The following is a 10,710-nucleotide window of genomic DNA, read 5'->3' on the forward strand; positions in this document are numbered from 1 at the left end:
TCGTTGCTCAGGCGAGCCAACGCACTATCCGTCACCAAATCGCGACGATCCGCGCTGAGGCCAGCTACGCCCAACACCAGCGAAAGCACTCGCTACCTGCGCAAATGCCTTAACTCACCGGCATTGCAGCTCAAGGGCGCTTTTCTTATGCGAACGATCAAGCTGGCTCAAATTCGCCGGGAAAGCCGCAGGCTAGCGCAGCCGGTCCTTGGCCTTGTAGTACGCCCCGGCGAAGGGCAGGAACCAGGCGGTGCCGTTGTAGAACGGCACCGGAACCTTGGGGAAGCCGAAGCCGCGCATGGGGTTGGCCTCCGGGTGGCCGTCCATGACCTCGGCCATGGCGCGGCCCATGTAGGTGGCCATCTGGACGCCGTGGCCGCAGTAACCCATGGAGTAGTAGAGGCCGTTGGCCTCGCCCGCGTGCGGAACGCGGTCGTAGGAGAAGCCGACCATGCCGCCCCACACGTAGTCGATCTTCACCCCGGCCATCTGCGGGAAGATCTCGGTCATCTCCCGCTTCAGGACGTCACCGCTCTTGACGTCCGAGGCGGGGTCTGAGGGGGCGAAGCGGGCCCGGCCGCCGAAGGCTAGGCGGTTGTCCGGGGTGATTCGAATGTAGTGGCCGATGTTCTTGGAGGACACGACCACGCGGTTGTTGGGGATGAGCTGCCGGGCCCGCTCCTCGCCCAGCGGCTCGGTGACGATAACGAAGCTGCCGACGTTGATCAGCCGCTTGCGGAACCAGGGCATGGCCTTGTCGGTGTAGGCGTCGGTGGCCGCCATGACCTGCGTGGCGCGGATGGTGCCGTGCAGGGTCTCGACGAGGAAACCGCCCTCGGGGAGGCGGTGCAGCGCGGTGGCGGCGTTGCGTTCGTGGATCTGAGCCCCGGCGCGTTCGGCGGCCTCGGCCAGGCCATGGACGTATTTGCCGACGTGAAGGTGCGCGCTGAGCGGGTCGAGCAGGGCTCCGTGGTAGTAGTCGGAGCCCAGCTCGGCACGTAGATCGCTCTTGCTCAGCAGCGTGGTGTCGTGGCCGAAGTTGTCGGCCAGGTCGCGCTGCTTGGCCCGCATGCTCTCGAAGTGCTGCGGCTTGAACGCGACGCCCAGACGCCCTACGCGGTGGAAGTCGCAGTCGATCTGCTCCTTGACCGTCAGCTCCTCCACCACGTCCACCGCCTCGCGGAAGGCGTCGTACAGTTCCCGGGCCCGCGGCTGCCCGTAGCGCTTGCGCGCCTCGGCGGGACTGATGGTGATGCCCTGGGTGCACATGCTGCCGTTGCGCCCGGAGGCGCCGGAGCCGACCTTGTCCTTCTCCACGAGGACGACGTGGGCGCCCTTGCGTGCCGCGTGGTAGGCGGTGGACAGGCCGGTGAGGCCGCCGCCGATGACCACCAGGTCCGCCTGCTCGGGCAGGGGCTTGCCGGTCCGGTCGGGGAAGGCAGGAGCTGTGTCGAGCCAGTAGGGGATCTGCTTCATGACGTATGTCCTCGGGTCTTCCTGGTCGTCCAGGGGTGTTTGTCTGGGTCCCGGCTTCAGCAGCCGAGCAGGGCCGGCAGGCCGGACAGGTCGGGAAGCTCGTCGTAGGGCTGGTAGTCGGCGCTGCCGCGGGCGCCGATGGAGCCGTTGTGGCCGTAGCGGTTGATCCACACGCGGCGAGCGAGGCCGAGGTCGCGGGTGGGGATGAGGTCGTACTCCCAGCCCTGGGCGACGTGGATGACCTGGGCGGGGTCGATGTCCATGGTCTGGAAGGCGTACTCGAAGGTCTGCCGGGACGGCTTGTACGCCTTGGCCTGCTGGGCGGTGATGACATGGTCGAACTCGACGCCGATGTTGGCCAGGTTCTGGGCGATGAGGTCGTCGTCCGTGTTGGAGATGATGGCGATCTCGTACCGGGACTTCAGCGCCTGCAGGGCGGCCGGGACCTCGGGGTGGGGGCCGAAGGTGGGCACGGCCGCGACCAGGGCCTCGCCGTCGGACTGCCGGTACTCCAGGCCGTGCAGACGCATCGCTATCTCCAGGCTGGAGGGCAGCACCTCGTGGAAGGGGCGGTATGCCTCCAGGACGGCGTGGAACCGCATGATGCGGAAGTCGTCGAGGAACTCGTCGACGTTCAGACGGTCCAGGCCCAGCCGGTCGGCCAGGACCTTCAGGGTGGTGGGGCCGAGCTGGAAGTCGACCAGGGTGCCGTAGGCATCGAAGGTGACGATCTGACGCATGGTATTTCAACCTCTTTCCGGGTATATGGGGCACCCTGTTAACCGGGAGTCACGATCTCGTCGAGTGCGGCCAGGTCGGCCGCATCGGGGTTTCAGGAGGCTGCCGAGCGTTGGGGCGGCGACCGAGGGCATGGGGGCTGAGGGGGTGCCCGACGGGCCGCCGCTGGAGGGCGAGCCCCCGGACAGGGCCCGGGACGGCGAATGCTGATCAGGTAGTCGGCGGCAGCATCATTACTGCTCAGATGCGATGAGCCTCTTCGGCTCGAGGTGATGCGTCAGTAAAGCACTGTGGAGAATCCGGCAACAAGGGACGTGGGGCCGCGAGATCGACCCCGTATTTTGTGCCTGTGCACAATTTCTGTCAGGGATCCGATGCAGTTCTGCGGCTCCGGCGCGAACTGCGGCCGCTTGGCGCTGCTGCCCGGCGGCGTGACCGGGCTGTCGGCCGCCAAGGCTGCCGTCCTCATGAAGGGCAGTGGCCTCTGACCGCCACGCTTTGGCTCCAGCTCTCTCGGTCGCGGTCCCGGCTGGTTGCCTCAACCCGTCCAGCGATCGGTGGATCAGGACATCGTCGCCCGGAAGCGGGCGCCCGCGTCCGTCTCCAGCCAAGCCAGGGCGAGGACCAGCCGGGCGGCGTCGTTCGGTCGGGACAGCTTCAGCCCGGTCGCCTCTTCCGCAGCCTGCAGGCGATTGCCCACCGTGTTCCGGTGACGGTAGGTGCGTGCGGCCACCTCAGCGACCGAGCCCAGGTCGAGGTACCAGCGCAGGGTCTCGACGATGCTGTCGCGGTCGCGCAGCTCGAGCAGTGGGCGCAGCACGCCGATGGCCATCGCACCGGTGAGCTCCTCCTGCGCCGACATGATCGCCCCGATCCAGTGGCCCTCCACGTGCCGCACTCCGGGCTGCGCGGAGCTGCGGATCGCTGCACGTGCGAACCGGATGCCCCGCGCCGTCAGCGCCAGGCCGGGGACTTCCGCGACGCCGCAGCGCCACGGGGCGAACGGCCGGAGCATGGCAAGCATGGCCTCTTCATCGCACCGTCCGTGACCGATGATGCCGAGGAGCTCGTCGCCCATCCATCCGAAGTGACGTACCAGGCCGCCCCGACGCAGCGCATCGTCGACCTGGGACACAGCCGGGTCCCCGGTAGGAACGGATTCGACCACGACCACGGTCAGGGCGACGTTCTCGGAAAAGCCCAGCAACGTCGAGGCCTCGGCGACGGTGGAGGGATCCTGCTCCCCTTCCAGGACTAGGCGGCTGAAGGCGCGGTTGCGCACCTCCGTACGACGGCTCGCCAGGTCGCGCTCGGTGCGGCGGTAGGCGTCGACGACCTCGACGCTGTTGGCGTCCGTCACCTCCCAGACGCGGATCAACCCGTCGAGGAAGTCGGGATCGGCGCTGATGCCACGTGCTCGCCCCTCTGCGAGCACGGCCTCCCACAGGGTCCTGAGGTCCAGCTGGAAGGAGTGCATCAGAGCGGTCAGGGGAAACGCCTGCTCCGCTCGCTCGCGTCCCACGTCCTCGGTGGCGCGCGAGACCGTCCGGGGCACGGGACCGCCGGCCAGCCGGGTCAGGGCGAGTTCGAGGGTTCGTCGCATCCCCTCCCGTTTCTGGACCGGGTCCCAGTCCACCGACGCGTAGGCAGGCTCCTCGGCTTCCAGTTGTTGGAGAGCACGAGAGGTCAGTTCGTCGAGCCGTTCCTCGAGGAGCCGGCGCGCGATCGCCTGCACGGCGTCGTGGCGGGCCCCGCCCTGACGGCGTCCCGGGCCGCTCACGAGGACCGCCTCTCCCGACGACAGCCGTCACCGGACGGATCCGGGGCCGTCTCCGGGTAATGCCGCTGACATGCTGGTGGGGCTCCCTGACAGAAATTGTGCACAGGCACAAAATACGGGGTCGATGTCGCGGCCTCGCGTCCCTTGTTGCCGGATTCTTTACAGTGCTTTACTGACGCATCACCTCGAGCTGGAGTGGGCTCGCGACATGATCACGCACTTGGAGCAGCTATGGCACTTCCGTAAGCACCTGATCCCCAGTCCGTCACCTTGAGTAGGCGCTGCTGAGGGGCGCCGCGTTCCTCGGGTCAGTGTCAGCGGTTCGCCAGGCAGAGCGGGATCGAGATCACCCAGGACTCCCCCAGCGACCCCCAGAGACTACGCCGAGCTCAAGGCGAGGGTCGAGGACCATGAGGACACCGATGGAGCCCGCCGAGGCGCTGCGCGGGGTGCTTGCCTCCAACGTCACCTGGGACGTCATAACCGCCGCCGCGTGAGCTGATGACCGGTCTCGATGAGCGCTCCGCCTTTGACGGACGGCCCGCCTCGGACCTGATCGCCGACTAGCCCCAGGTGTTGAAGCGCGTCCTGGCCCGGGCCCCTGCGGCCGTCGGAGTGGGGCATCGAGGGGAAGTACCAAACGGGGGAGTCCGCCCTGGACCTGTTGGTCGTCGACTTGGCCGAGGTCTGCGCAGCCCGTGAAGCGATCGAGACACAGCCGCGGCAGCCCTGCCCGCCTCCTCCCAGGAACCGCATCGATCGGACCGTCCGGGAGCTGGCTGTCAGCGTCGGGCAAAGGTCCGACACGGGTGGCGGCGGGGGACTGGCCACGACCTGAGCGTCGTGGCGCAGGCCCACGGTGAGTGATGAGCGACCTGACGACGAGAGAGAGAACGCACCGATGACCTCAGCGACCACCACCGGCCAGGACGGAACGACCATCCCCGGTCACACCGGCCAACTGCCGGGCTCGCTCCTCGATCACGTGCTGCGGCAGTCCTTCGGACTCGAGGGATATGTCCAGCACCCACTGGGAGGGGAGGTCGACCAGAACGTCCGGATCACCGGCGATGACGGCGTGCGCTACTTCGTACGGGTCACCCGCGCGGAGCCGCACTCGGCCGACGTTCTCTGGCAGAACTCGCTCCTCCAGCATCTGGCCTCCACCGTTCCTGACCTTCCGGTGCCACGGCTGGTCCCGACACGCGAGGGGAAGTTCCTTGCCGCCGTCGTCCACGAGGGCCGAACGCACGTGGTTCGCGTGATGAGCTGGATTGAGGGCCGGGTCCTGGCGGATCTCGACGACCACCCCGCGGCGCTTCTGCGTCAGCTGGGAGAAGCCGCTGGGCGGCTGAGCCTCGGACTCTCCAGCGTGGAGCCACCGGTGGGCTTGGAACCGCACGACTGGGACATGCGCCGGGCCGCTGAGATTGTCGAGGCGTCGCTGCACGCTGTACAGGACGCGGACCGGCGGGAGTCGGTGCGCACGATCATGGGCTGGTACGACGATCTCCTGCCGGCATTGGACCGACTGCCGCGGAGCGTCGTACACCAGGATCTCAATGACGCCAACGTTCTGGCCGACGCTGACGAGGACGGGGTGCTGCGGATCTCAGGCATCGTCGACCTGGGCGACTCGCTCTACAGTGTGCGCGCGGCCGAGGTGGCGATTGCGGCGGGCTACGCCATGGTCCGCAAGGCCGACCCGCTCGCTGCGGCGGCCGAAGTCGTGGCCGGCTTCCACTCGGTGCTCCCCCTCACGGCTGAGGAACTGGCGGCTGTCTATCCGTTGGCGGCCGCCCGGCTGTGCATGAACGCCGTGACGTGGACGCGCCGGGTCGCCGAGAGCGGCACGCCGTACGGGCAGACCCGCGTGCAACACACCTGGCCGGCGATCGCGCAGGCGGCCGAGGTTTGCCCCGACGTCGCCGAGGCGATGTTCCGGGTCGCATGTGGGCTCCCCCGGACGCGGGAGCAGCGGGGTTTGGAACAGGTCTTGGCAGAGGCGGCCCGAGACGGTTCCCCGTACGCACCGGCCCCGCAACTGCTCGACCTGCGACCGGCAAGTGATCTCTACGACGAAGTCGACTGGCACGACGCGAGGGCGGTGCGCGCGAGCATCGACAACGTCCTCGACGGACGACAGCGACGGGGCTACGTGCCCCACCTCAGCGCATCGCTGCTCCTAGGGGGCCAGCGCCGCCCGGGAGCCGACGAGCCCGCGACGGTTCAGGTCGGCGGCTTGCTGATCGTGGCCGACGCCGAGGAGGTTTCCAGCCCGCTGTCCGGCGTCGTCGAAGCTCGCGGTGGCGCCGGGATGCCGTTGGTACTGCGACATGCGGTCGAGGGGCTGGAGTTCTGGACGTGCTGGTGGGGACTCGACGACTCGCCGCCCGTTGCGGCGACAGTCCCGGCCGGGGCGCCGTTGGGACGCGCCGGCGCGAGCGAGGAGACGGACCCGCTCGGGTCCTGCGTCCAGGTACAGGTCCACCGCACCGCGCGGATGGCCACGTGGCCGCCGCCTCGTGCCGTGCCGCCTTCCGCACGGCAGGTGTGGCGCCACCTGTCACCCGACCCCGCCCGGCTCCTCGGGTTCACCGAGTCCTCCGCCGCGGCCCCCACCATTGACGACGTCGTCTCAGTGCGCCGTCGCCACATCGCTCGCTCCCAGCGCAACTACTACCGCACCCCGATGAACCTTGTGCGTGGGCGGGACGTGTGGTTCCACGACGAGGACGGCCTGGCCTATCTGGACTCGCTGAACAACGTCACCCACGTCGGCCATGCCGAGCCACGGGTGACGGCCGCCGCCACCCGACAGCTGCGCAAGCTCAACACCAACAGCCGTTTCGTCTACCCGCAGATCGCCAGTTACGTGCAGAAGCTGGTAGCCACGCTGCCCGACCCGCTAGAGGTCGTCTTCCTCGTGTGCACCGGCAGCGAGGCAAACGACCTGGCGCTGCGCATCGCCCGCCAGGTGACAGGTCGTCAGCACATCGTCAACATCGACGGCGCGTACCACGGAAACACCGGCGTGGTGACCGGGATCAGCCCGAACCGTTACAAGGGCCCCGGCGGCGCCGGTGCACCCGCGACCACCCACGAGGTCGTCATCCCGGACCGCTACCGCAGCACCTACGGGTACGACGACGCGGACGCCGGAGTCAAGTACGCGCGCGACGCCGCGGCTGTCATCGAGCGGATCGCGGCCGACGGCCGGCCGCCGGCCGCCTTCATCGCCGAGTCCCTGATGGGATCGGGTGGGAACATCGTGTTCCCCGACGGCTACCTCGATGGCGTGTTCACTGCTGCCAGGCGGGCGGGTGCCCTGTGCATCTCCGACGAGGTCCAGGTCGGCGTCGGACGGCTCGGGCCCTGGTGGGGGTTCGAGCTCCAGGGGGTGGTCCCGGACATCGTCACGATGGGCAAGCCGCTCGGGAACGGGCATCCCCTCGCGGCGGTGGTCACGACTCGGAAGATCGCCGACGCGTTCGACACGGGCATGAAGTACTTCAACACCTTCGGCGGCAACCCGGTCTCCTGCGCGATCGGCGAGGCCGTGCTCGACATCGTCGAGCAGGATGGGCTGAGGGAGAACGCCGTGAGCGTGGGCGGGTACTTCGCCCAGTCGCTGCGCGAGCTCCAGCAGCGCCAACCGCTCATCGGTGACGTGCGGGCAGAAGGGCTCTACCTCGGCGTCGAACTGGTCCGTAACCGCACCACCAAGATGCCGGCCACTGAGCAGGCCTTCATGGTCACCGAGCTCATGAAGGAGCGAGGCGTCATTGTCTTCCCCAATGGCGTGCACGACAACGTACTGAAGATCAAACCGCCCATGACCTTCCGCCGCGAGCACGTGGATCTCTACGTCGACGCGCTGGACGAGGTCCTGTCCCTGCCCGAGCTGCGCTCGGCCGTTCAGTCCTGAGACGGGCAACCGTCTACTGAGGCAGTGAACGAGAGTGGCCCGCGAAAGCGAGAAGTGCCCTGCGGGCCGGCTTCTCCGGCCAGGGCTTCAAGCTCTCGCCCGCCATGGGCGGCATCGCCGCGGACCTTGCCCTGGAGCGCCGCACCTCCCAGCCGATCGACTTCATCACCACAAACGGCCGCGTAGCGGCCTGAGTCAGAAAGAGGTAAAACATGACCCTGAACATCGGCGCGCTGAGGGCTGAGCCCGGCCAGAAGACCCGCGGGAGCCTTCCCGCCGACCTCGGCTCCACGACGGTGGACGTTCCCCTGATCCTTGTCAACGGCTCCCGCCCGGGCCCCAGGGTCGTGATCACCGGTGGTGTCCACGGTGGCGAGTTCATCGGCGTCGACGCCGCCACCCGCCTGGCCGGGCTGCTGGAACCGGACGATGTCGCCGGCGAGCTGGTGATCTGCCCCGTGGCCAATCCGCCGGCCGTCTACGGGGGCAGGCTCAACATCTCCCCGCTGGACGGCGTCAACATCAACCGCGTCTTCCCCGGCGACAAGGACGGTGGGCCCACCGACCGGATGGCGGCCTGGCTGTTCGAGCACCTGATCGACGGCGCCGACGCCTACGTGGACCTGCACAGCGGCGGCATCGACCAACATCTGCTCGATTTCGTCGGCTACCGCCTGACCGGTGACGACGAGCTGGATGCGAAGAACAGGGGAATGGCCCACGCGGTCGGATACGAGCGGGTCATCTGCGGCACCAGCCCGGACGGCGGCAACAGCCACGCCGCGGCGAACCGGCGGGGTGTCCCCGCGATCCTCGTCGAGACCGGAAAGCTCGGCGACCGCGACCCCGCCACCGTGCGCAGGCTCCTCGACGCCCTGTACCGGCTCCTGCACCACCTCGGCGTCATCGAAGCGTCGGAGCACGTCAAGCCGCCGACCGTGCCGCCGCGCGACTGGATCTGGACGGGCGAGGTCGCGTCCCAGGTCACCGGTCTGTGGTACCCGGACGCGGTCACCGGTGACGAGGTCACCGAGGGACAGACCGTCGGCCGCATCATCGACCCGATCGACGGCGCCGAGCACAAGGTCGCCGCCACTGCCACCGGAACGATCATCTACGGCATGAACGGGCTCTCCGTCCGCCCCGGCACGGAGCTCGCTGCCATCGCCACCCCGCACCACTGACGGGCGCATGCCCGCCCACTGATTCCATCCCCCTACCCCACCGAAATGGCCCCCATTTCACTCCTTCCAGGAGAATCGTAGTATCCAAGCCGGTCTTGCGGACTGTCTCCACCAACAGCACGGCCCCGGCCTGCGAGACCACTCCACGACCGCTGCCCTCAACGCGGACATGCGGGTACGACCCGACGCGCTTCTTCACCTGAGAAGTGCTTCTTTCCACGGCCCGATCTGGACCCTCGACAAGTCCTATTGTGGCAGGGCAGGGGCATTTCTCGCATTTGTGATCAAGCTCGGACAGACCACCTCGTGAAAGCCCGAGGCGGGCGGTGAACCTCGGATCGACCTGCCTGTAAGGTCGCCGATATGCAGATCATTAAGGGTGCGGGTGAGTGGGCACAGCCGGCTGCCGGGACTGCCAACGACTGGGTTGAGCAGCTCAAAGTGCCAGACCTGTCCATTGGGACGTACTGCATCCCAGCGGGCGGGGTCGACACCCAAAGCCCGCACACCGAGGACGAGATCTATGTGGTGACCGCAGGTCGGGCCCGGATCGTGACGCCGAGCGGCGAGGCGGAGGTCCGCCCCGGCGCGGTGATATTCGTCCCGGCAGGCGAGGAACACCGCTTCGTGGACATCGCGGAAAATCTGGCGCTGCTGGTCGTGTTCGGCCCTGCCTACGGCTCGCGCGCGGACTCCCGGGCTTGACCCGCGTTCAGCACTCGTGAAACGCAGATCTGCCTCATGATCGGTGAGACAACTTCGGCGTCGTGAGTCTCACCCAATCTGAGGCACCGCAGGTCAGGGCCTTCCCGTACCTCAAGTCCAACAAGACAGGACAACCGGGAAGCATCCCTAACCCGGATGTCCTATCTCGTGGAAGTTCAGGCCCAGGCTCCGGAGTTTGGGGAGGCTAACGCGCGCGCACGCGCGAGGTACTGGCGGAAGGGGTGGGCCGACAAGTCTCAGCCGGAGTACGCGCGCCGGTACCACTGGGCGCCTGCCTACTGGGCGACCGGCTGATCGTTTACGGTAGGCAAGCGCGCCGTCACTTGTTCCAGGCCACCAGGAACTCCGCCAATGAGATGCGCCCGTCCACGTCCCCATCGTGCTCGTCCGAGACCTTGAAGATCGAGTCGAGATCCGCCCGCGGGCTGCGGCCTCGCCGATCGCCGCCTGCATCAACTGCTGGAAGACACCCGCGCTCGCCCATATCCGGAACCGGTCATAGGCCGTGGACCACGAGCCGTACTCCGCGGGTAGGTCCCGCCACGGACTGCCCGTGCGAAAGCGCCACATCGCCGCATTGAACTGCTGCCGCAGATCCGGGATCTGACCTCGCCCACCCAACGGCAGATGAGGCTCGATCAACGCCCATTCCTCGTCCATGAGGTCACCACGCGCCATGCCCATGGCTTATCAAGGCCGGACCGTACCGCGCAGACGAATCCACAACCTCTCGTGATCCGAACCCTGAACAGGCCCTAGGAATGTCCTGAAGATCTTGGTGGGTGGGCTGGTATGGGCTGGCACGTCCGCCGGTCATGGGCTGGTCGGGGTGAGGGTCCAGGTGTTGTTGAGGTAGGCGAGTCCGAGGTTGACCAGGC

Annotated in this window: 7 protein-coding genes and 1 pseudogene; 3 read left to right on the forward strand and 5 right to left on the reverse strand. The window is 67.8% G+C overall.

The annotated features are described in order from the left end of the window. Positions 1-192: 192 nt before the first annotated feature. From ABN273_RS58375 to ABN273_RS58385, 3 genes are all read right to left on the reverse strand, one after another. Positions 193-1,476 (reverse strand): NAD(P)/FAD-dependent oxidoreductase, encoded by a 1,284-nt coding sequence (locus ABN273_RS58375; RefSeq protein ID WP_349458425.1) that lies wholly within the window; start codon positions 1,474-1,476, stop codon positions 193-195. A gap of 56 nt (positions 1,477-1,532) precedes the next feature. Continuing rightward, on the reverse strand, positions 1,533-2,216 hold the full coding sequence (locus tag ABN273_RS58380; protein WP_349458426.1) for a haloacid dehalogenase type II: 684 nt from the start codon (positions 2,214-2,216) through the stop codon (positions 1,533-1,535). 560 nt (positions 2,217-2,776) lie between these two features. Beyond that, positions 2,777-3,994, reverse strand: coding sequence for a PucR family transcriptional regulator (locus ABN273_RS58385; protein ID WP_349458427.1), 1,218 nt, complete (start codon positions 3,992-3,994; stop codon positions 2,777-2,779). Positions 3,995-4,895: 901 nt separating this feature from the next. Between ABN273_RS58385 and ABN273_RS58390 the strand changes: the two genes are divergently transcribed. Beyond that, positions 4,896-7,922, forward strand: coding sequence for an aminotransferase class III-fold pyridoxal phosphate-dependent enzyme (locus tag ABN273_RS58390; protein WP_349458428.1), 3,027 nt, complete (start codon positions 4,896-4,898; stop codon positions 7,920-7,922). A gap of 212 nt (positions 7,923-8,134) precedes the next feature. After that, positions 8,135-9,106, forward strand: a complete 972-nt coding sequence (locus ABN273_RS58395; RefSeq protein WP_349458430.1) for a succinylglutamate desuccinylase/aspartoacylase family protein — start codon at positions 8,135-8,137, stop codon at positions 9,104-9,106. 52 nt (positions 9,107-9,158) lie between these two features. Here ABN273_RS58395 and ABN273_RS60200 read toward each other — a convergent pair. After that, positions 9,159-9,305, reverse strand: a pseudogene (locus ABN273_RS60200) (IS1380 family transposase); the annotation flags it as partial. Positions 9,306-9,469: 164 nt separating this feature from the next. Here ABN273_RS60200 and ABN273_RS58400 point away from each other — a divergent pair. Next, positions 9,470-9,811 carry a cupin domain-containing protein gene (locus tag ABN273_RS58400; protein ID WP_349458432.1) on the forward strand — a complete coding sequence of 114 codons (342 nt, stop codon included), beginning with the start codon at positions 9,470-9,472 and terminating at the stop codon, positions 9,809-9,811. A gap of 147 nt (positions 9,812-9,958) precedes the next feature. Here the strand turns inward: ABN273_RS58400 and ABN273_RS58405 are convergent, their stop codons facing one another. After that, positions 9,959-10,516, reverse strand: coding sequence for a transposase (locus tag ABN273_RS58405; protein ID WP_349458433.1), 558 nt, complete (start codon positions 10,514-10,516; stop codon positions 9,959-9,961). Positions 10,517-10,710: the final 194 nt, after the last annotated feature.

The organism is Nonomuraea sp. B19D2, assembly GCF_040137845.1.
Lineage (GTDB): Bacteria > Actinomycetota > Actinomycetes > Streptosporangiales > Streptosporangiaceae > Nonomuraea.

Coding starts and splice junctions, on each gene's coding strand:
- ABN273_RS58375 (WP_349458425.1), bottom strand. CDS start 1,476: ATGAAGCAGATCCCCTACTGGCTCGACACAGCTCCTGCCTTCCCCGAC.
- ABN273_RS58380 (WP_349458426.1), bottom strand. CDS start 2,216: ATGCGTCAGATCGTCACCTTCGATGCCTACGGCACCCTGGTCGACTTC.
- ABN273_RS58390 (WP_349458428.1), top strand. CDS start 4,896: ATGACCTCAGCGACCACCACCGGCCAGGACGGAACGACCATCCCCGGT.
- ABN273_RS58395 (WP_349458430.1), top strand. CDS start 8,135: ATGACCCTGAACATCGGCGCGCTGAGGGCTGAGCCCGGCCAGAAGACC.
- ABN273_RS58400 (WP_349458432.1), top strand. CDS start 9,470: ATGCAGATCATTAAGGGTGCGGGTGAGTGGGCACAGCCGGCTGCCGGG.
- ABN273_RS58405 (WP_349458433.1), bottom strand. CDS start 10,516: ATGGGCATGGCGCGTGGTGACCTCATGGACGAGGAATGGGCGTTGATC.